Annotated in this window: 20 protein-coding genes; 9 read left to right on the top strand and 11 right to left on the bottom strand. The window is 65.3% G+C overall.

What is annotated here, in order from left to right; all coding sequences use genetic code 11:
• Positions 1-2: 2 nt before the first annotated feature.
• Positions 3-218 (bottom strand): DUF7981 family protein, encoded by a 216-nt coding sequence (locus MU558_RS05615; protein ID WP_246972723.1) that lies wholly within the window; start codon positions 216-218, stop codon positions 3-5.
• Between the two features lies 1 nt (position 219).
• Positions 220-600 carry a Rid family detoxifying hydrolase gene (locus tag MU558_RS05610; RefSeq protein WP_246972722.1) on the bottom strand — a complete coding sequence of 127 codons (381 nt, stop codon included), beginning with the start codon at positions 598-600 and terminating at the stop codon, positions 220-222.
• A gap of 85 nt (positions 601-685) precedes the next feature.
• Between MU558_RS05610 and MU558_RS05605 the strand changes: the two genes are divergently transcribed.
• Entirely contained in the window at positions 686-1,546 is an 861-nt protein-coding gene (locus MU558_RS05605; protein WP_246972721.1) for a hypothetical protein, read from the top strand.
• Positions 1,547-1,613: 67 nt separating this feature from the next.
• Here MU558_RS05605 and ilvA read toward each other — a convergent pair whose 3' ends face one another.
• On the bottom strand, positions 1,614-2,825 hold the full coding sequence (gene ilvA / locus MU558_RS05600; protein WP_246972717.1) for a threonine ammonia-lyase: 1,212 nt from the start codon (positions 2,823-2,825) through the stop codon (positions 1,614-1,616).
• A 318-nt stretch (positions 2,826-3,143) separates the two neighbouring features.
• Between ilvA and MU558_RS05595 the strand changes: the two genes are divergently transcribed.
• Positions 3,144-3,923 carry an enoyl-CoA hydratase/isomerase family protein gene (locus tag MU558_RS05595; RefSeq protein WP_246972714.1) on the top strand — a complete coding sequence of 260 codons (780 nt, stop codon included), beginning with the start codon at positions 3,144-3,146 and terminating at the stop codon, positions 3,921-3,923.
• Positions 3,924-4,068: 145 nt separating this feature from the next.
• Here the strand turns inward: MU558_RS05595 and citZ are convergent, their stop codons facing one another.
• Positions 4,069-5,211, bottom strand: coding sequence for a citrate synthase (citZ, locus tag MU558_RS05590; protein ID WP_246972712.1), 1,143 nt, complete (start codon positions 5,209-5,211; stop codon positions 4,069-4,071).
• A 164-nt stretch (positions 5,212-5,375) separates the two neighbouring features.
• On the opposite strand from citZ, the gene MU558_RS05585 reads away from it, so the two are divergent.
• Positions 5,376-6,578 (top strand): potassium channel family protein, encoded by a 1,203-nt coding sequence (locus MU558_RS05585; protein WP_246972710.1) that lies wholly within the window; start codon positions 5,376-5,378, stop codon positions 6,576-6,578.
• Here the strand turns inward: MU558_RS05585 and MU558_RS05580 are convergent.
• Both MU558_RS05580 and MU558_RS05575 read right to left on the bottom strand, forming a co-directional pair.
• Positions 6,575-6,865 (bottom strand): DUF7536 family protein, encoded by a 291-nt coding sequence (locus tag MU558_RS05580; RefSeq protein WP_246972708.1) that lies wholly within the window; start codon positions 6,863-6,865, stop codon positions 6,575-6,577. The two genes, MU558_RS05585 and MU558_RS05580, sit on opposite strands and share 4 nt — an antisense overlap.
• 136 nt (positions 6,866-7,001) lie before the next feature.
• The gene (locus tag MU558_RS05575) at positions 7,002-8,363 is read right to left on the bottom strand and encodes an MFS transporter (RefSeq protein ID WP_246972706.1); all 1,362 of its coding nucleotides are present in this window, start codon (positions 8,361-8,363) and stop codon (positions 7,002-7,004) included.
• Between the two features lie 172 nt (positions 8,364-8,535).
• Between MU558_RS05575 and MU558_RS05570 the strand changes: the two genes are divergently transcribed.
• The 3 genes from MU558_RS05570 to argS all read left to right on the top strand — a co-directional run bounded on the left by MU558_RS05570 (position 8,536) and on the right by argS (position 12,526).
• Positions 8,536-9,495 (top strand): succinylglutamate desuccinylase/aspartoacylase family protein, encoded by a 960-nt coding sequence (locus MU558_RS05570; RefSeq protein ID WP_246972704.1) that lies wholly within the window; start codon positions 8,536-8,538, stop codon positions 9,493-9,495.
• Between the two features lies 1 nt (position 9,496).
• Positions 9,497-10,600 carry a pyridoxal-phosphate dependent enzyme gene (locus tag MU558_RS05565; RefSeq protein ID WP_246972702.1) on the top strand — a complete coding sequence of 368 codons (1,104 nt, stop codon included), beginning with the start codon at positions 9,497-9,499 and terminating at the stop codon, positions 10,598-10,600.
• A gap of 147 nt (positions 10,601-10,747) precedes the next feature.
• The gene (gene argS / locus MU558_RS05560) at positions 10,748-12,526 is read left to right on the top strand and encodes an arginine--tRNA ligase (RefSeq protein WP_246972700.1); all 1,779 of its coding nucleotides are present in this window, start codon (positions 10,748-10,750) and stop codon (positions 12,524-12,526) included.
• A 59-nt stretch (positions 12,527-12,585) separates the two neighbouring features.
• Here the strand turns inward: argS and minD are convergent, their stop codons facing one another.
• Entirely contained in the window at positions 12,586-13,419 is an 834-nt protein-coding gene (minD, locus tag MU558_RS05555) for a cell division ATPase MinD (protein WP_246972698.1), read from the bottom strand.
• A 146-nt stretch (positions 13,420-13,565) separates the two neighbouring features.
• Here minD and prf1 point away from each other — a divergent pair, with 146 nt between their 5' ends.
• Entirely contained in the window at positions 13,566-14,822 is a 1,257-nt protein-coding gene (gene prf1, locus MU558_RS05550) for a peptide chain release factor aRF-1 (RefSeq protein ID WP_246972695.1), read from the top strand.
• 67 nt (positions 14,823-14,889) lie between these two features.
• A complete protein-coding gene (locus MU558_RS05545) occupies positions 14,890-15,675 on the top strand; it encodes a helix-turn-helix transcriptional regulator (protein WP_246972693.1) in 786 nt (261 codons plus the stop codon).
• Between the two features lie 97 nt (positions 15,676-15,772).
• Here the strand turns inward: MU558_RS05545 and MU558_RS05540 are convergent, their stop codons facing one another.
• From MU558_RS05540 to MU558_RS05530, 3 genes are all read right to left on the bottom strand, one after another.
• Complete coding sequence (locus MU558_RS05540; protein WP_246972691.1) at positions 15,773-16,165, bottom strand: DUF6276 family protein; 393 nt, start codon at positions 16,163-16,165, stop codon at positions 15,773-15,775.
• A gap of 3 nt (positions 16,166-16,168) precedes the next feature.
• Positions 16,169-16,888, bottom strand: a complete 720-nt coding sequence (locus tag MU558_RS05535) for a V-type ATP synthase subunit D (protein WP_246972689.1) — start codon at positions 16,886-16,888, stop codon at positions 16,169-16,171.
• A 187-nt stretch (positions 16,889-17,075) separates the two neighbouring features.
• Entirely contained in the window at positions 17,076-17,291 is a 216-nt protein-coding gene (locus tag MU558_RS05530; RefSeq protein ID WP_246972687.1) for a zinc ribbon domain-containing protein, read from the bottom strand.
• A 62-nt stretch (positions 17,292-17,353) separates the two neighbouring features.
• Here MU558_RS05530 and MU558_RS05525 point away from each other — a divergent pair, with 62 nt between their 5' ends.
• A complete protein-coding gene (locus MU558_RS05525) occupies positions 17,354-17,599 on the top strand; it encodes a DUF8143 family protein (protein WP_246972685.1) in 246 nt (81 codons plus the stop codon).
• Between the two features lie 109 nt (positions 17,600-17,708).
• Here the strand turns inward: MU558_RS05525 and MU558_RS05520 are convergent, their stop codons facing one another.
• Positions 17,709-19,322, bottom strand: a complete 1,614-nt coding sequence (locus MU558_RS05520) for a long-chain-fatty-acid--CoA ligase (RefSeq protein ID WP_246972682.1) — start codon at positions 19,320-19,322, stop codon at positions 17,709-17,711.
• Positions 19,323-19,400: the final 78 nt, after the last annotated feature.

Genomic DNA, 19,400 nt, shown 5'->3' with positions numbered 1-19,400 from the left:
GGCTACTCGTCGGCTCGCCTCGCCGCCCACCTGACGACCCGAACCTCGAGTACGTACGCGCCCACTCCCGCACCAGCGCCGACGGCGACCGCGACGAGCACCGCCTGCGTGATCGAGACCAGCGGCTCGACGAGCAGGGCGTAGCCCTGCGTGAGTACGAGAAAGGCGAGGAAGCCGACGGCTCCCCACAGCACGGCGGACCTGACGCGAGGGTTCACGTCACTCGAGGGCGGCGACGGCTTCGATCTCGACGCCGACGCCCTTGGGGAGGTTCGCCACCTCGACGGCGCTTCGGGCCGGTGGCTCCGACGCGAAGTAGTTCGCGTAGGTCTCGTTCATCGCCTCGAACTCCTCGATGTCCGTGAGGAAGACGGTCACCTTGAGGACGTCGTCGACGGCCGCGCCTTCGGCCTCGAGGATTGCGACGAGGTTGTCCAGCGCCTGCTCGGTCTGGGTCTCGATCGGTTCGTCCGCGAGCAACTCGCCGTCGGGCGTCAGCGGAATCTGCCCCGCGGTAAAGAGCAGCGAGCCGTTGGTCGTCGCCTGACTGTACGCGCCGACCGCTTCGGGTGCGTCGTCGGTGCTGATCGTCCGTTTCATGTGCGAGTCGTCGCTGTGACGAACCTTAAACGTCCGCGAAACGCGACCGTCGCGTACAAGCGAACGACGCACCTACCGTCGGACGATGGGTCGAACACGCTGGCTCGCGCTCCTCGTCGGCGCACTCGCCGCTGCCGCTGTCGCTCTCGTTCGGGCGCTCGCTGCCCGTCGCGTCGACGACGTTCCGTTCTGTCCGCTCTTCGCTCGCGGTCGCGTCGGCCCGGAGTGGGCGTCCCGCCGTGACGTCGCGAGCGAACCGGCACCGGGCGAACTCGAGGACTTCGCGGTCTACGACCGGGACGACTTCGACTCGAGTGCGATCCACCCCGAAGTCCGCCGGTTCTACGAACGCACCGCCGACTACGATCTTACCTACGAGACGACCTGGCACCGTGGCTTTCGCCTGGGTGCGTGGCTCGCCTCGATCGCGACGAGCCGTCTCGAGCAGCTGAACCTGCCGGGTCGATCCGACGGCCGCCGCCGTCGCCTCGAGAGCCGAATCGCCCGCGTCTCGCCGGCTGCCGATCCGCGCGGGGATTCGCGAGTGTGGACGCGCACCGATCCCGACACCGGGGAGGCGGTGTTCGTCGCGATCTACACCACCCACGAACGCGACGGGGTGGTCTACGCGAACGTCGCGACCCCGCTGCCGTGGGCGAACCTCTCGACGGTGCTGCGACCCGAGGCGATCCGCGGCGACGGAGACGGCGGCGGCGTCGTGTTTACCACTCGAGACGACGGGGACAGCGACGGCGGACTCTTTCTGGTCACGCCGATCGGTGTGTTCGACCTGCCGATGGCACAGCGGTTTCGCGTCTGGCCGGCCGATTCACCCGACGCCCCGCGCGTGCAGACCGACGCCGACCTCGTCGCGACCCACGAGATGTGGCTGTTCGGCCGGCAGTTCCTGACGATTCGCTACGGCATCGAGCGCTCGAGGCCGTGACCGCGAGTCGCTGCGATCCGACTGCAGATACTTCAAATTCTGTAGTAATTAGCTATTGTTTCTGTAGTCATACGAGAACCTCGACCTCGTATCCCTGCTTCTCGACCGCGGCGATGAGTTCCTCGACGTGGTCGTGGCCGCGGGTCTCGAGGTCGATCTCGACTTCGGTGTCACTCATGCCGATGTCACGGGAGGTGCGGTCGTGCTGGATGGCGTAGATGTTCGCCCGGTGGCCGGAGATGATCGCCAGCAGGTCCTCGAGTGCGCCCGGCCGGTCTTTCAGGACGGTCCTGATCTTCAGATAGCGGCCCGTCTCGACCAGGCCGCGGACGATGACCGTCGTGAGCGTATTGAGGTCGATGTTGCCGCCGCTTATCGTCGGCACGATCACCTCGTCGTCGTCGAAGTCGAACTTCTCGAACAGCATCGCGGCGAGCGACACCGCGCCTGCCCCCTCGACGAGCGTCTTCGAGCGCTCGAGCAGGTAGACGACGGCCATCGCAATCTCGGGGTCAGAGACGGTCACGACCTCGTCGACGTACCGCTCGATGATGGGGAACGTCTTCTCGCCGACGCTGCGGGTGGCGATGCCGTCGGCGATGGTCTCGACGCCCTCTCGCGTGACGACCTCGCCTTTCTCGAGTGACTGGACCAGACTCGAGGCACCCTCGGCCTGGACGCCGATCACCCGCGCGTCGGGCTTTTTCTCTTTGATCGCGGTCGCGATGCCGCTGATGAGGCCGCCGCCGCCGATCGGGACGACGACGGTCTCGACGTCGGGACGGTCTTCGAGGATCTCGAGGCCGATCGTCCCCTGGCCGGCCATCACGTACTCGTCGTCGAACGCGTGGACGTACGTTCGCCCCTCCCCGCGTTCGATCTCGTGGGCTCGCTCGGCGGCCTCGTCGTAGTCTCCACCGGCGAGGACGACCTCCGCACCGTAGGCTTGCGTTGCTTTGACCTTCGAGATCGGTGCGTTCTCGGGCATGACGATCTTCGAGTCGACGCCCACCCGGGAGGCCGCCAGCGCGACTCCCTGTGCGTGATTGCCCGCACTCGCGGTGACCACCCCGGCCTCTTTCTCCGCCGCCGAGAGCGTCGCGATACGGTTTGTCGCCCCGCGGATCTTGAACGCGCCCGTCCGCTGGAAGTTCTCGAGTTTCAGTGAGACGTCGGCACTGGTCATCGCCGAATACGTGTACGAGTATGTAAGCGGCGTGTGGCGAGACGTTTCCCGTACCCGTTCACGCGCCTCGAGAATATCTGAAAGTTCGAGCATACTGCCGACTATTCGTGGGGTGTTGTTAAGATTGTGCTGCCGGGTGCCGGGCAGCACGACAGGGAATACAGGGAGTGCACGGCGTGTGACGTGCGAGTGAACAGGGGATCGCAGAGTATATAAATCTCATGCACGCGACCTGAAAGTGTAACCGCAAGAAGGCGGCGGTGTGAGCTGACTGTCTGACGGTGAGCAGACGCGCGTCATTCACCTCTTCGAACCGTGAAATTATTGTCGAAATAATATTTGTGTGACCGCTGGCCGACGCTCGACCGCACTCACCAAAAGTTTGACACTGATGGCGAGCGGTCACTGCGTATGGAATACGATACCATCACTGTCGACGCCGACGAGCACGTCGCGACGATCACGCTGAACCGGCCCGAAGCGATGAACACGTTCAGCACACAACTCGCCGTCGACCTGGACGACGCGCTCGAGGCCCTCGAGGCGGACGACGACGTCCGTGCGATCGTCGTCGCCGGCGCTGGCGACGCGTTCTCTGCGGGGATCGACGTCTCGGAGCACGCCGACTACGATACGAAAGCGGAGTACGAACGGTGGGTCGCCCGGATGGAAGAGCCGTTCCGGACGCTCGTCAGCATGGGGACGCCGGTCATCGCCGCCGCACACGGCCACGCCGCCGCAAATGGGCTCGGACTGGTCGCCGCCTGCGACCTCGCGGTCCTCGCCGAGGGGACGAAACTCGGCGCGACTGCGCCCAAAGTCGGCCTCTTCTGTATGGGGCCTGCGGTGCCGATCATGAACTCGGTCACCGAGAAGCGGTGTCTCGAGCTCTTGCTGACCGGCGAACTCGTCGACGCCGAGACGGCCCTCGAGTGGGGGCTGGCCAACCGCGTCGTCCCCGAGGATCGGCTCCAGGAGACCGCCAGAGAACTCGCGGACACGATCGCGACGAAGAGCCCGACCGCCGTCCAGCTGGGCAAGCGAGCGTACTACGAGATGGCCGACATGGAGTACGAGGAGGCACTCGAGTACTCGAACGAGCGGTTCGCCGCGCTGTGCACCACCGACGACGCTGCCGAGGGGATCGACGCCTTCCTCGACGGTCGCGAACCCGAGTGGTCGGGGCAGTAGCCGTTCGCTGCCAGACGCTGGGGTCGGCCTCGAGTGTGGCCTCAGCCGGACCGCCGTACGTCGTTACCGGGGCAACCGCCAACCGTTTGCGGTTGCTCTGGGACACAGGTACAGCAGACCGTACGAAAGAACGAGGGTCGTCGCGTTACCGGTCCTCGAGCGGGACGAACTCCGTCTCCATCGGGTCGGGACCGACGTACCGCGAGCGCGGTCGAATCAGGCGGTTGTCGTCGTACTGCTCTAAGACGTGGGCGATCCAGCCGCCGACGCGGGACATGGCGAAGATGGGCGTGTAGATGTCGACCGGGATACCCATCTGGTAGTACGTCGACGCCGAGTAGAAGTCGACGTTCGGCGCGAGCCCCTTCTCTTCGCTGAGGTGGTTTTCGATGGTGACGCTCATCTCGTACCACTTCATGTCGCCTGCGGCCTCACCCAGCGCCTCGGACTTCTCGCCGAGGATCTTCGCGCGAGGGTCTTTGACGTTGTAGACGCGGTGGCCGAAGCCGGGAACCCGCCGTCCCTCCTCCAGGGCGGTCTCGACCCACTCGAGGGGTTCCATCTCGCTCTCGTCGACCTCCTTGAGCATCTGCATGACGTCCTGGTTCGCGCCGCCGTGGAGGCTTCCGGAGAGCGTGCCGATCGCGCTCGTGATCGCGGCGTGGAGGTCGGCGAGCGTACTCGCGGTGACCATCGCGGAGAACGTCGAGGCGTTGAGGCCGTGGTCGGCGTGGAGGACGAGCGCCTGGTCGAACGTCTCGGCGAGCACCTCGTCGGGCTCTTCGCCGTTTAGCATGTAGAGGAAGTTCTCGGCGTGGCCGAGGTCCTCCCGTGGGGACAGGAACGGTTTGCCGCGGCGGGCGCGTTCGAACGCGGCGAGGACGGTCGGGACCTTCGCCGTGATGCGACGACCCTTGCAGAGGTTCGCCTCGCGGTCGGTCGGTTCGGCGCCCGCGTCGGGGTCGAACGCCGATAGCTCCGAGACGACAGTTCGGAGGGCGGCCATCGGCTCCTCGTCGGCGTCGGCGAGCATCTGGACCGTCTCGAGGACGCCGTCGTCGACCTCGCGTTCTGCCGCCATCGCGTCGGCGAACGTCGTGAGTTCCCCCTCGTCCGGAAGGTGGCCGTGCCAGAGCAGGTACAGGACTTCTTCGTAACTGGCGTTTCGAGCCAGGTCTTCGATGGTGTACCCGCGGTAGATCAACCGGCCTTCGTCACCATCGATCGAGCTGAGCTCGGACTCAGCGACGAGCACACCCTCTAGCCCTTTCTTGAGGTCGTCAGCCATGGTGATGACTTTCGCACGCCTCTGGAAAAGTATTGTCTTTTTCAATGCAGAACCCGGTGAAACCCGTCGACGGACGTGGAACTCGAGTTCGTCTCACGACGTTCTCCACGCCGTTTCCGCACAGTCGGTAACGTTTTTCTCACCCGCCGGGGAAGACTTACTATATGGACGCCCGGGACGTCGAGTACCGCCCAGTCAGCGTCAAGGAGGTGCTCGCGGAGATGAAAGACACCGCCGAGCTATTGATCGACCTGTCGTACTCGGCGGTGCTGTTCGGTAGCGCGGAGGTCGCAGAGGAGGTACTCGCGCTCGAAGAGCGCATGGACATCCTCCAGCTGCAGGCCCGGATGAGCCTGTTGATGGCCGCCCGGAGCACCGACGACGCAGAACAGCTCGCACCGGTACTCGGCGTTGTCGGGGCCGCCGAGAAGGTCTCCGACGCCGCGGGCGACATCGCCAAGGTCGTCCTGGAAGAGATCGGACTCCCGGACGCGATGCGGACGGCCCTGCCCGAAGCGATCGAGTCGATCGTCCGTGCGACCGTCGACGACGACTCCCGGTTCGCCGGTCGAAGCCTCGGCGAAATCAACTTGGAGACCGAGACCGGCGTTCGCGTGATCGCCATCAGGCGACGCGGCGAGTGGTTGCTCGACCCCAACTTCGACACCGTCCTCGAGCCCGTCGACGTCGTGCTCCTGCGTGGGTCCGAGGAGAACCTCGGACCGGTCTACGAGACCGTCACCGGCGATCCCTACGAGACGCCGGCGGCGGCCGAACCCGGGATCGCCGACCTGGAGCGGGCCGTCGACGCCATCGTCCTCATGAAGAACATGAGCGAACTCGCCGTCGACCTCGCCTACGGCGCAGTGCTGTACGACAGCACGGACCTCGCCGAGGAGGTCGCCGCCCTCGAGGCCGAGGTCGATCAGCTCGAGTCCCGGTTCGAGGCGTGGACGCTCCGGGCGGCCTCCCGCGTCGACGACCCCGTCGACCTGCGCGGGCTGGTCCACCTCGCCCAGAGCACGGAGGTGATCAGCGACGCCGCCCTCGAGATCAGCGAGGGCGTCCTCCGCGGGCTCGGAACGCACCCGGTCGTCGCCGAAGCCGTCTCGGAGAGCGACGAGGTGATCGTCCGTCGCACCGTCGGCGAGGAAAGCACACTCGACGGCGCGACGCTCGGCGAGCAGATGGTCCGCACGGAGACGGGAATGCGAATCATCGCCGTCCGTCGCCCGCGTGGCTCTCCTAACGTGGCGGACGACGAGTGGGAGATCCAGCCGGGTCCCGAGACGAAACTCCACGCCGGGGACGTCGTCCTTGCGAAAGGGACCCGGTCGGGCGCAGACCGACTCGAGGAACTCGTCTAGACGTCCTCGGGTCGGTCGACGTCCTCGAGTTCCCGCGAGAGCGCGATCGCCGATCGGATCGTCAACACGACTGCGATGGCACCGGCGAGCGTCGTTGCGACGACGAACGCCAGCCCGACGTAGTAGATCGGACTCCCCCTCGTGTCGGGTGCGAGGGCGACGAAGAAGACGAAAAGCGCCGTCGCGACGACGACGCCGCTCAGGAGGCCGATCTTCGCGTTTCGTTTGACCTCGAGTGCGTCGAGGAACCGCGCCGTCGGCGGCCGCTCGGGTCGATCCTGTGACACGCTCGAGTGTAGTTCCCACGGGACCAAAACCGCGTCGAAACCTCCCACGCGGTTCGTAACGATGGTTGTGAGTCCGTTCCGGGCAGCCACAAGACGGGTCACAGTCTCCTCGATATACAGGGACAGACAGCCATCACTATCGGGCGTACGCCTCGAACTCCTCGCCGAAGACGACGAAGTAGCCGGTGCCGACCAGACCGACGACGCTGGCGACGGCGAACGCGAGGACGGGACTGCCGGCGAAGACGGCCTCGCCGGTCAGCGGACTCGAGACGCCGCCGTAGAGGAGGCCGCCGAGTACTGCACTCGGGATCACGAGCAGGTTCCGGACGAGGTAGTACGCGCCCGTCACGCGCCCGCCGGTTCCCATCTCCGCAGGGCCGACGATGAGCGCCTTGTGTGCTGGCAGGCCGGCAAAGCGCAGCCCCGAGAACGCAAAGAGGACGGCGAGGACGGCGGCGTCCGGGGGTGCAGTGATCAACAGGACCGGGAAGACCGCGTAGACGAGAAAGCCGAGGCCGACGACAGGTTTCAGTCCGACGCGTTCGGCGGCCTTCGCGACCGGGATCATCGTGAGCAACGCGACCAGCATCTCGAGGCCGAGCAGGAGGCCGAAGTACGACTGCGGCGACAGCGAGAGCGTCCCGACGACGGGCAGCGACAGCGAGAGGCCGACCTCGAGGAAGCGGGTGACGACGACGACGAAGAAGGCGTAGACCATGCCGTTGCCGAACCGGACCAGGGTGTCGCCCACCAGCAGGGGCCGCAGTTCCGGTGGGAGGTTCTGGAGGTCCGCGACGAGTTGCGAAACGCCCGCGAACTCCGTCCCGAAGCTGTCGCCACTCGAGTCGTAGAGGACGTGCTGAGCGACGGTTCCGAGGACGCCGAAGACGACTGCGACGGCGAGGATCAACTGGAAGGCGAGGACGACGTCGGCGTCGCTCGAGCCGAACGGGTAGAAGAGGGCGGCGGCGATCAGCGGGCCGACGAGGAAGGCCGTCCGCCGGAACGTCTCGGTACTGGCGAAGCCCGCCGCCAGCCGGGAGGGCGACACCGCCTGCTTGACGATGGCGAACGACGCCCCGAGACCGAACGACTTCCAGGCCTGGGAGAGAAAGAGTCCGGCGAAGACCGCGGGGATCGCCAGCGGGCCGAGCCAGGGAGCGACGAGCCAGACGACGAACCCGATCGTCGACAGCAGGCCGAAGACTGTCAGCGCGTACCGGGAGCCGATCCGGTCGGAGATCGCTCCGCCCGGATAGGGGTAGAGCGCGCTGACGACGTTGCCGACAGAGCCGAACAGACCGACCACCAGCGCTCCCGCGCCAAGCGCGTAGATGTACTCGGCCATGTACCGGCTGGTCATCTGGAAGCCCAGACTGAACGCGAACATCGCAAGCGAGAGGACCAGGACGTCACGCTCGAGGGCGAAAAACTGCCGGAACGCGTCGAACGGGTCGGCGTCGTCCCGTGAGGGTGCTTCTTCCTCGAGACTCATCAGTGTCCCTGTGGTTGTGACTCGACACTCTTTGTCGTTGGTTTCCCGGCTCGGCACGGGATCGCAGGCTCGAATCGCGACCGGCTCCGTTCGACGCACTCGTCGTCGAACTCGGCCCCGTCAGATAGATGTAACCGAACCAGTAAAGGCAGGCGCGCCCGTCGTCGCCCACATGACGACGACGCTCGGAACGGCGAGCGCGGCCCCGGGTGAGATCGATACGGGCCGTCTCGAGGTCGGCGAGACCAGAGACGGGGCCTCGTTCGGGCTGCCGGTCGCCGTGATAAACGGCGCAAAGCCGGGGAAGACCCTCTACGTGCAGGCGGTGAGCGACGGCGACGAGTTGAACGGACTCGGTGTCGTCCAGCAGTTCGTTCCGCAGGTCGACCCCGCCGAACTGTCGGGGACGATCCTCGTGGTGGGGATCGTCAACTACCACGCCTTCCAGGTGGCCGAACACCGAAACCCGGTCGACGACACGAAGATGAACCGCGCGTACCCCGGCAACGAGGCCGGGACCTCGAGCGAGCGTATCGCGGCGGCGACCTTCGAGGTGGCGATGCGTGCGGACCTGATCCTCGACCTCCATCAGGGATCGACGAGTCGGATGATCGACGAGGCCCGCGTTCGGTGCGGGAAACGCCACCGCCTCCACGGCGACTGTCTCAAACTCGCGAAGGTCTTCGGCTGTGGATACGTCCTCGACCAGAAAGGACCCAGCGGCCAGCTCGCCCGGGCCGCCCCAGACGAGGGCATTCCGACGATCGATCCGGAACTCGGCGGCTGCGTCGGCTGGGACGAAGAGAGCATTCGCAAGGGCGTCGAGGGCATCTTCAACGTCCTCACCTACTACGGCTTCCTCGAGGGCGAAGTCGACGTCGAGGCGCAGACGCGTGCCTCCGGATTCGAGCAGTACGGCGCACCTGCGGGTGGCCTGGTCTCGTTCGAGAAGGATCTCGGCGACCGCGTTCGCGCCGGCGACACGCTGTTTACGGTGACGACGCCCTTCGGGGAACCGAAAGCCGAGATCACCGCCGACAGCGACGGGCTCTTCTGGCGTGCGCGACGGCTGCCACAGGTCGCGACCGGCGAGTACGTCTGTTCGGTCGGGACGAACGTCGACAGGTACTAACATGCCGACCGATCTCTACTGCCCCGACTGCGGTGCGGAGTACGAGGCCGGGCCGGACGAGCCCTGGCGCTGTGCGTGCGGGCACGCACTCGAGTTCGTCGACCGTCCCCACCCGGAGGGGAACCCGTTACCGCTGTCCAGACTCGACACGAGCGACGGCCTGTGGACGTTCTTCGAGTTCCTCCCGATCGAGAAACACGTCACGTTCCACGAGGGGTTCACGCCGCTGGTCGACGCACCCGGGTGGGACGCCCAGTTCAAACTCGAGTACGTCTTCCCGACGGGTTCGTTCAAGGACCGTGGTGCGACGACGACGCTCTCTCGGGCCGTCGAACTCGGCGTCGAGAAGGTGATCGAAGACTCCTCGGGCAACGCCGGTGCCGCCATCGCGACCTACGCCGCCCGCGCCGGCCTCGAGGCCGACATCTACGTGCCGGCGGACGTCAAGCAGTCGAAGCTGATGGCGATCCAGCGCGCCGGTGCTCGCCCGGTTCGAGTTGAGGGGACGCGCGAAGACGTCACGATCGCCTGCGTCGACGCCGTCGAGTCCGGCGAGGGCTGGTACGCGAGTCACGCCTGGAACCCGGCGTTTTACGCCGGGACGATGACGTTCGCGTTCGAGGTCGCCGCCCAGCGTGACTGGACCGTCCCTGACGCGGTCGTCCTCCCGGTCGGACACGGCACGCTCTTTCTCGGTGCCTATCGCGGCTTCTCGCTGCTCGAGGAGGCGGGGATCGTCGACGAGATGCCCCGTCTGCTCGGCGCACAGGCCACCGGGTACGCCCCGATCGTGACCGCAGCCGACGGCGTCGTCGTCAGCGAGGACGGCAGCGACAACGACATCGCCGACGGCATCCAGATCCGCGAACCCGCCCGGGGGACCCAGCTCCTCGAGGCCATCGAGGCGACCGACGGCGAGGTCGTCGCACTCGGCTCCGATCCCGTCGAGGCCACGCTGGATCGACTCCACCGGAACGGCTTCTACGTCGAACCGACCGCCGCCGCCGCCCCGGCGGCGCTTCGTCACTACCGCGAGCAAGGCGTCGTCGACGAGAGCGACGACGTCGTCGTCCCGCTGACCGGGAGCGGACTGAAGACGCTCTGATACCGATAGCTGTGAGTCGTTACCGCCGCAACCGCGACCCGTCTTCGGTTGCGTCGGCAACCAGTCACAGCCATCAGTATGAGCTGGGGTCGCCGCCCGCCGCCGTAACCCGACATTCCTTTACTCCCCGCCAATATACGGGCGGGTATGTTCCTTGCCCTACGCACGGAGGTCGAGGACGCCTTGCGCGAGGCGCTCTCTACCCTCGAGCTCCCGACCGACGACCTCGGGATCGAAGAGCCGCCAGACGACGTCGACAGCGTCCTCGCCTCGAGCGTCGCCTTCCGGCTCGCCGGCGAACTCGGCGTGGCCCCGCCACAGGCCGCCGCAGACGTGGCCGACGAGATCGACACCGACGAGTTGACCTACGTCTCTCGCGTCGAGACCCAGGGGCCGTATCTCAACTTCCTGCCGAGCGAGGCCTACTTCGCGGAGACCCTGGCGAACGGGACCGACGACGACTACGGCACCCTCCCGAACCGCGATGAGTCGGTCGTCGTCGAACACACGAGCGCGAACCCGACGGGACCGGTCCACGTCGGGCGCGCCCGCAACCCGATCATCGGCGACGCGGTAGCGAACGTCCTCGACGCCGCTGGCTACGACGTCGATCGCCACTACTACGTCAACGACGCCGGCCGGCAGATGGCGGTCTTCACGTGGGCCTACGAGACCTTCGACGAGGACGACCTCGAGACCGAGCCCGAACGCGACCGCATCGAGTACGACCTCGTACGCTACTACCGCAAGGGCAACGAGTTCCTCGAGGAGGGTCCCGAGAGCGAGGTCGAGGCGGCCGAGGCCGAGATCGACGCCATCATGCAGGGACTCGAGGAGGGCGACGAGGCGACCTACGAGCGGGTCAGCGAGGTCGTCGACCAGGTCCTCGGCGGGATGAAAGAGTGTCTGGCTCGCCTGCCGGCGGAGTTCGACGAGTTCGTCAAGGAGACGCGTTTCATGTTCGACGGTTCGACCGACGACGTCGTCTCCCGGATCCAGGACCTCGAGGAGTCGGTCTACGAGGAGGACGCCTGGCAACTCGAACTCGACGAGTACGGCATCGACAAGAACCTCGTCTTCCTGCGCTCTGACGGCACCTCTCTCTACCCCACTCGCGACCTCGCCCACCACGAGTGGAAGTTCGACAACTACGATCGCGCCGTCACGGTGCTCGGCGAAGACCACAAGCTCCAGGCCGAACAGCTCCGGCAGACGCTCGAGTTGCTCGGCAACGACACCGACCCGCTCCGGCAGGTGCTTTACTCCTACGTCAACCTGCCAGAGGGGAAGATGTCGACCCGCCGGGGCACAGGCGTCGACCTGGACGACCTGCTCGACGAGGCGATCGACCGCGCCCGCGAGGAAGTCGAGACGCGCCTGGACGACCGCATCCGCGACGACGACCTGGACGAGGCGGACGTCGAGCGCATCGCCCACCAGGTCGGGATCGGCGCGGTCCGCTACGACATCGTCGCCAAGCAGCCGACGAAGGCGATCACCTTCGAGTGGGACCGCGCGCTCGACTTCGAGGCCCAGTCTGCCCCGTACGTCCAGTACGTCCACGCACGTTGCTGTGGCATTCTCGAGGAAGCGGGGATCGACCTCGAAACCGGGACGAGCGAGGTCGAGACTGACGTCGACGCCTCCCTACTCGAGACGCCCGAGGAGCGCGACCTCCTCGAGACGATCGCGCGCTTCCCGTCGGTGATCGACGCCGCTGCCGACGACCTCGAACCCCACCAGGTCGCGACCTACACTCGCGAGTTCGCAGAGCGATTCAATGCCTTCTACCGCGAGTGTCCGGTCCTCGCCGACGACGTCGATCCGGACCTGCGCGAGGCGCGACTCGCGCTGGTCGCCGCCGCCAGACACACGATCGCCAACGCGCTGTCGGTGCTCGGCGTCGCCGCTCCGCGGTCGATGTGACGGCGACGGGGGATATCGATCGTCGCGGAACTACCGATCGGAAAAACGCGGCGTCGAGATCAGTTGGCGTTCGACTCCGCTTCGGTGATCGCACTCGAGACGTCGTCGTGGGAGGCGACCGTCGTGTCGTCGTCTGGCTCTTCCTCGAGTGTGTCTTCGTCGTCGGAGTCGTCGTCTGGCATTTCGACTCCGGCTATTTCGGCAGCGAGACGGCGGTACGAAGCAGCTGCGGGGCTCTCGGGATCGTGGACCACGAGCGGCGTCCCGGCGTAGACGCTCTCGCGAACGGTCGGATCGTCCGGAACCGTCGCGAGCAGCGACACGTCGAGTCGGGACGCGATTTCGTCGTAGGAAACGTCGCCCGCCGGACGGGTTCGGTTGATCACGAGTCCCTCGACACGGCCGCCGGCGCGGTCGGTCAACTCGAGAGTCTTTTTCGCGTCGTGGACGGCGGCAGGTTCGGGTGTGGAGACGAGCACGACGGCGTCGGCGAGCCCGAGCGGGAGGACGGTCTCGTGGCTCACGCCCGCCCCGACGTCGAGCAGGACGTAGTCGAACTGCTCGCGGAGCGTCTCGACGGCGTCACGGAGCCCTTCGGGCGACGTCGCCGCGTACTCGTCGAGATCCGTTCCGCTCGGTATCGCGACGATGTTGTCTGCTATCTTGTACGTGGCCTCGTGGATCGACGCGTTACCGGCCAACACGTCGTGGAGGGTGGTCGAATCGGCGTTCAGGCTGATGAACCCGGCGAGGTTCGCCATGCCGAGATCGACGTCGACGATCGCGACGCGCTCGCCGGCCTGTGCGAGCGCCGTCCCAAGGTTTACCGTCGCCGTCGTCTTCCCGACGCCGCCTTTACCGCTCGCGATGGCGTACACCGTTTGTTCGGACATACTCGGTCGTTGTCCAGACAGTGTGGCGGGAACGTCTTAAATCGTGACCACACGCACGCGAAGGAAAGTGACAGCCGCCTGATCGCAGTCGTCGGGCGTGTAGCGTGTCAAAGGATACTTACCCACAGCACCACTTTGTACAGTCAATGAGCCAGGAGGGCGAGCAGGAACAATCCGACCGGAAAAAATACGAGTTCCGGAAGGTAATCGAGGACCTCAAAAACTACGAGGGCTCGGGCACGCAGCTAGTCTCCATCTACGTCCCCGAGGATCGCCAGATCAGCGACGTCGTCGCCCACGTCACCCAGGAACACAGCGAGGCGTCGAACATCAAGTCCAAACAGACCCGGACGAACGTTCAGGACGCGCTGACGAGCATCAAGGATCGACTCAAGTACTACAAGGAGCCGCCGGAGAACGGCATGGTGCTGTTCTCGGGTGCCGTCGACTCCGGCGGTGGCCGGACCGAGATGGTCACCAACGTCCTGGAGAGACCGCCCCAGCCTATCGAGTCGTTTCGCTATCACTGCGACTCCGACTTCCTCACCGGACCGCTCGAGGAGATGCTCGAGGACAAGGGCCTGTACGGCCTGATCGTCCTCGACCGTCGCGAGGCCAACGTCGGCTGGCTCAAAGGCAAGCGGATCGAGCCGGTCAAGTCGGCCTCCTCGCTCGTTCCTGGCAAACAGCGCAAAGGTGGCCAGTCCGCACAGCGATTCGCCCGCCTCCGTCTCGAGGCGATCGACAACTTCTACCAGGAGGTCGCGGGCATGGCAAACGATCTGTTCGTCCCCAAACGCCACGACCTAGATGGCGTGCTCGTCGGCGGTCCCTCGCCCACCAAAGACGAGTTCTTAGACGGCGACTACCTCCACCACGAACTCCAGGACAAGGTACTCGGCAAGTTCGACGTCGCCTACACTGACGAATCCGGCCTGAAAGACCTCGTCGACGCCGCACAGGACGTGCTGGCCGACGCCGAGGTGATGGAGGACAAACGGCAGATGGAGCAGTTCTTCGAGGAACTGCACGCCGGCGACCTCGCCACCTACGGGTTCGAGCAGACCCGGACCAACCTGATGATGGGCTCGGTCGATCGGCTCCTGATCAGCGAAGACCTCCGGAAAGACGTCGTCATCTACGACTGCCCGGAGTGTGGCAACACCGATCGCGAACTCCTCGACCAGCGGAAGGCGACGCCGTCACACACCTGCAGCGAGTGTGACACCGAGATCGACGCCGACGAGGCCGAGCGAGAAGACGCCATCGACCACCTCATCGGGATCGCCGAACAGCGAGGCACCGAGACCAAGTTCATCTCGACCGATTTCGAGAAAGGCGAGCAGCTCTACAACGCATTCGGCGGCATCGCCGGCATTCTCCGGTACTCGACCGGCGTCTGATCGGCAAACTGATAGAAACCGTGTAATTTTTGTCGAATAGATATGTATTCGGGGTTAAACAGTTCCGATGCCAGCTTCTCCTGACGATTCCGTCCTCGAGACGATCACCCGGCGGCGATCTCTCCTCGCAGCACTCGAGGATGGTCCTCGGGACAAACGCGACATCGTCGACGCGCTCGAGTGTTCGCGCTCGACGATCGATCGGGCGATTCGAGAACTCGAGTGGCTCGCCTTCGTCGACCGGACCGACGGCGCGTATCGGCTCACCGTCGCTGGACAACTCGCGCTCGCAGAACACCGACGGCGTCTCGAGTCGATCGACGCAATCGCACGGGTCGCCGACCTCCTCGAGTACGTTCCACACGACGCGCCGATGGCCCCCAGCATGCTCGAGGGGGCGACCGTCCACGAACGCGAACCCCACGCACCGAACGAACCGCTCGAGGAGATCGCGTCCCTGATCGGCACTGCGGATCGTCTCCGTGGGTTCGCCGCGGCCGACCGCATCCCCCAGTTTCGCCACCAGCTGTACGACCGGACTCTCGACGGCACGCTCGACGCCGAAGTGCTGTTCACCGACGAACTCACCACGTTCTTGCTCGAGGACCGCCCACGAGAGATCCGCAAACTCCTCGTCGACGGCACCCTCGACATCTACTCGATTCAGTCGATTCCGTACGGCCTCGGTATCGTCGAGACACAGTCGTCCTCCCAGGCGTTCGTCGTCGTCCAGAACGAGGCCGCCGAGGTCCAGGGCGTGATCCAGAACGACTCGCCGGCCGCACTCGAGTGGGCCGACGCGGTCTATCGCCGCCACCGGGCGACCGCGACGAAGCTCGATCCGCCGGCGTAATCGTCGGGACGTCGGTCATACAGTCTGCTGTAACGGGTTCCCGGCACAATCGCGAACAGTCTGTGGTTGTGCCGAAACTGACGTACAGCGGTCCGTATCAGTACAGCAACGCCTCGAGTTGTACTCGTCTGCGCTCGAGATCGATCGCGGGCTCGACCGACGGCTCCGCGAGCAGTCGATCGAGCGCCAGCAACGGGTCGACGCCCGCCCGTTCGATCCGCTCGAGCAGGGTCTCGAGGGCCGCGCGGTTCGTCGCGAGCGACTCACAGCAACCGAGCGCCAGCGCGAGCGGGACCGCCGCGTCGGGACGCGTCGGGAACGCACCGCTCACCCGTGTGAAGTCCGGATCTTCACACCCCTCGTCTGCCGCCTCGACCGTGAGACACCGAGAGCAGATCGACGCGGCGTGTGCACCGTCCGGTGCGTACTCGCGGTACGCGTCGGGAACGAGAAAGTCGACCGTCTCGGCTCCACATACCGAACAGGCCATCGGTCAGTCGCCGCCCGGTACGCCACCCGCCGTCGCCTGCTCGACCGCTTCGTCGCTTTCGGTCTCCTCGTCGGCCGCCTCTGCCTCCCGCTGTTCTTCCTGTTCTTTCTTCTCTTTGATCTTCTTCAGGCGGAAGATCTCCTCGCGCTCTTGCTCCTCGAGTTTCTGCTCGATGTACTCTTTGTTCTCGTAGAGCTCCGGCAGGAGTTTGAACTCGAGGGCGTTGACGCGGCGCTTGGTCGTCTCGATCTCGCGAAGCATCTTCTTCATCGCCGTCTCGACCTCGGCGGCGAGGATGATGCTCTCCAGGAGGTCCTCGTAGGCCTCTGCAGCCTCGTCGATGCGCGCGGAGGTGCCGAGTACACCGTAGCCACGCTGATCGAGGCTCTTCGAGACCCGGGAGGACTCGATCTGCGGGACGACGACGCCCATGATGTTTTTTGCCTCGGTCGTGATCTCCGGGTGTTCCTCGAGTGCGGCCGCGGCTCCCCGGACTGCGACGTCGCCTTCCATGGCGCGTGCCATGTTGATCTTCTTCTGGGCTTCCTCGTAGTCGTCGGACAGCTCCCCGCGAACGTCCTGGGCCTTGTCGAGGATGTCCATGAACTCCATGATGAGCCCGTCGCGTTTCTTCTCGAGCGTGCCGTGGCCCCGCTCCGAAAGATCGATGCGATCGTCGATCGCCATCAGGTTTTTACGGGTGGGCTTGACGTCCTTGGCCATCTTGTGGGTGCCTTACGCCCCCAGTCGGATAACTGTTTACAGTTTTGTTCCGTCCTCGACGACGTTTACGGGTCGAGTGTGCGAGCGGACGCCGCTCGGTCTGGTGCCGTATCGATGCGAAACGTTCGAGCGCGTCAAACGCGGGAGTGGCGATGGATCGTGGAAGGTCGGTCGACGGTCGGTGTGGCTACCCAAGAAAGAGGTCGATGACGTCGCCGGACGATCGGCCCTTGTACAGTTCGGCGTAGCCGCAGTTCGCACACGAAATGACGGTGAACCTCCGGTTCTGGATGTCGAACATCTTCGAGAGACCGGATCCGGTCGTCGCGATCTCGTCGACTTCCGTTTCCGTGTGCCCGCACTTCGGACAGCCGTGTTCGCCGATATCTTCCGTACTGGACATAGGAGTACATCTTAACCTGACGATAAAATCTTTGTGTTGGCACGACCGAGTGTGAAACCGAGATGGCGGCAGAGTTGTTCGTGCTGTTCGTGCTGTTCGCGCTCGCAGCACCGCTCGTGCTGTGGCTGCTCATCGCCGGAGAAACCTCGAATCCGACGGTTGTCGACCGCGAGGAGGCCGAACGGATCGCGAGAGAACGCGGTGGCCTCGACGAGACGGATCGGCGCGAGTCGCCCGATCGACGGACCGACCGGGACGACCGCACCGATCGCGACGAGTGGGGCGTCGACAGCCGGTGGGACGAGTAGTCCGGACCTCGTCGGTCGCCGGCGTCGGCTTCATCACGTCTGCTGTGTGTCGGTCCCGAAAACCGCGAGCAGCCCGGCCGTTTTCGGAACACGGGTACAGCAGGCAATGTCAGCCCTGCCCGACCATCCGGTCTTCGTCTTCCCACTCTCGCTCGCGGAGTTCGTACTTCTGAACCTTGCCGGTCGCCGTCGTCGGGAGCTGCCTGACGTACTCGACCCGCCGAACCGCCTTGTATCCCGCCAGGTTCTCGCGGGTGTACTCCGTGAGTTCTTCCTCGGAGACCGGCGGATTCTCCGGATCTCCGTTCGAGGGGACGACGAACGCTTTGGGCGTCTCGCCCCACTCGTCGCTCGGTGCGGGGATCACGGCCACGTCGGCGACCGCGTCGTGGTCGAACAGCGTGTCCTCGAGTTCGATACTCGAGATGTTCTCCCCACCCGAGATGATGATGTCTTTCTTGCGGTCCTGGATCGAGATCATGCCGTTGTCGTCGACGGTTGCGAGGTCGCCCATGTGGTAGTAGCCCTCGACGCGGTCGTTGAACGCCTCCTCCGTGGCCTCCGGTTTGTTCCAGTAGTGGTCCATCACCTGGTTGCCGCGGACGACGACCTCGCCGATCGTCTCGTCGTCGCGGGAGACGTCCTCGCCGCCCTCGTCGACGACGCGGATCTCGGTGCCCAGAAAGCCGAGCCCCTGGCGCTTCTTGACCGCGAACCGATCCGGGGAGTCGTCGTCGAAGGTCCGACAGGCGTCCGAGGTGGTGATCAGCGGCCCGGTCTCCGTCGCGCCGTAGACGTGTTTCAGGTACCAGCCGAACTCGTCTTCGACCGTTCGGATGGTCGCCTCCGGCGGCGCACTCCCCGCAGTGGCGATCCGGACGTCGTTTTCTCCGCTCGTCTCGACGTCGTGTTCGCCGTGGTAGTCGATCAGCATGTTCAGCACCGTCGGTGCGCCACACATGTAGGAGACGTCCTCCTCGCGGACGGTGTCGAAGATCCACTCGGCGTCGACGCCACGCGTACAGACGTGTTTCGCACCCATGCCCGTGACGGCGTAGATGTGCCCCCAGCCGTTGACGTGGAACATCGGCAGCGTCCACAGGTAGACGTCGTCGTCGGCGATCTCCAGGTGGTTCGCGATCAGGTAGGCGTGGATCGTCTCCGTCCGGTGGGTCCGACAGACACCTTTCGGGTCGCCAGTCGTTCCCGACGTGTAGTTGATCGTGATGACCTCGTCTTCGACCATCGTCGGCCGCTCGTACTCGGTGCCCGCGTCCTCGAGTACCTCGTCGAACTCCTCCCAGTCGCCGTCCACAGCCTCGGCGTCGTTCGTGAGGAACGTCTCCGTCGGGACGTCGTCGCGGATCGGCTCGATCTTCTCGGCGTACTCGTAGTCGGCGTAGATCGCGTCCACGCCCGCGTCCTCGAGGATGTACGCGAAGTCGGCGGGCGTCAGCCGGTAGTTAAGCGGCGTGTGAACCGCCCCGATCTGCATCGACCCGTAGGCTACCTCGAGGTGGTAGTGCGTGTTGGGGTCGAGCACTGCCACGCGGTCGCCTTTCTCGATGCCCCGCTCCTGCAACGCGGACGAGAACCGATCGGCGCGCTCGCCGAGCTCGCCGTACGTGTACCGCTCGCCGGTCGTCGCGACGACCGCCTCGTCGTCCGCGTAGTACTCGCGCGCCCGGTCGAGAAACTCCGTAACGAGTAGTGGCTTTTGCATACACCCATACGATTATTCATTATCGTTATGGCGTTTGTGGTACCTGACGGCTATCCGATACACCGATTTGCACGCCGA

Origin of the sequence: Natribaculum luteum (assembly GCF_023008545.1) — an archaeon.
Taxonomy (GTDB): Archaea; Halobacteriota; Halobacteria; order Halobacteriales; family Natrialbaceae; genus Natribaculum; species Natribaculum luteum.
The sequence above is the reverse complement of the archived record's forward strand: the minus strand, read 5'-3'. Positions and strand labels throughout refer to the sequence as shown.

Excerpts from the sequence above, each read along its gene's own strand:
- MU558_RS05610 (WP_246972722.1), bottom strand. The coding sequence starts at position 600 with ATGAAACGGACGATCAGCACCGACGACGCACCCGAAGCGGTCGGCGCG.
- MU558_RS05605 (WP_246972721.1), top strand. The coding sequence starts at position 686 with ATGGGTCGAACACGCTGGCTCGCGCTCCTCGTCGGCGCACTCGCCGCT.
- ilvA (WP_246972717.1), bottom strand. The coding sequence starts at position 2,825 with ATGCTCGAACTTTCAGATATTCTCGAGGCGCGTGAACGGGTACGGGAA.
- MU558_RS05595 (WP_246972714.1), top strand. The coding sequence starts at position 3,144 with ATGGAATACGATACCATCACTGTCGACGCCGACGAGCACGTCGCGACG.
- citZ (WP_246972712.1), bottom strand. The coding sequence starts at position 5,211 with ATGGCTGACGACCTCAAGAAAGGGCTAGAGGGTGTGCTCGTCGCTGAG.
- MU558_RS05585 (WP_246972710.1), top strand. The coding sequence starts at position 5,376 with ATGGACGCCCGGGACGTCGAGTACCGCCCAGTCAGCGTCAAGGAGGTG.
- MU558_RS05575 (WP_246972706.1), bottom strand. The coding sequence starts at position 8,363 with ATGAGTCTCGAGGAAGAAGCACCCTCACGGGACGACGCCGACCCGTTC.
- MU558_RS05570 (WP_246972704.1), top strand. The coding sequence starts at position 8,536 with ATGACGACGACGCTCGGAACGGCGAGCGCGGCCCCGGGTGAGATCGAT.
- MU558_RS05565 (WP_246972702.1), top strand. The coding sequence starts at position 9,497 with ATGCCGACCGATCTCTACTGCCCCGACTGCGGTGCGGAGTACGAGGCC.
- argS (WP_246972700.1), top strand. The coding sequence starts at position 10,748 with ATGTTCCTTGCCCTACGCACGGAGGTCGAGGACGCCTTGCGCGAGGCG.
- minD (WP_246972698.1), bottom strand. The coding sequence starts at position 13,419 with ATGTCCGAACAAACGGTGTACGCCATCGCGAGCGGTAAAGGCGGCGTC.
- prf1 (WP_246972695.1), top strand. The coding sequence starts at position 13,566 with ATGAGCCAGGAGGGCGAGCAGGAACAATCCGACCGGAAAAAATACGAG.
- MU558_RS05545 (WP_246972693.1), top strand. The coding sequence starts at position 14,890 with ATGCCAGCTTCTCCTGACGATTCCGTCCTCGAGACGATCACCCGGCGG.
- MU558_RS05540 (WP_246972691.1), bottom strand. The coding sequence starts at position 16,165 with ATGGCCTGTTCGGTATGTGGAGCCGAGACGGTCGACTTTCTCGTTCCC.
- MU558_RS05535 (WP_246972689.1), bottom strand. The coding sequence starts at position 16,888 with ATGGCCAAGGACGTCAAGCCCACCCGTAAAAACCTGATGGCGATCGAC.
- MU558_RS05530 (WP_246972687.1), bottom strand. The coding sequence starts at position 17,291 with ATGTCCAGTACGGAAGATATCGGCGAACACGGCTGTCCGAAGTGCGGG.
- MU558_RS05525 (WP_246972685.1), top strand. The coding sequence starts at position 17,354 with ATGGCGGCAGAGTTGTTCGTGCTGTTCGTGCTGTTCGCGCTCGCAGCA.
- MU558_RS05520 (WP_246972682.1), bottom strand. The coding sequence starts at position 19,322 with ATGCAAAAGCCACTACTCGTTACGGAGTTTCTCGACCGGGCGCGCGAG.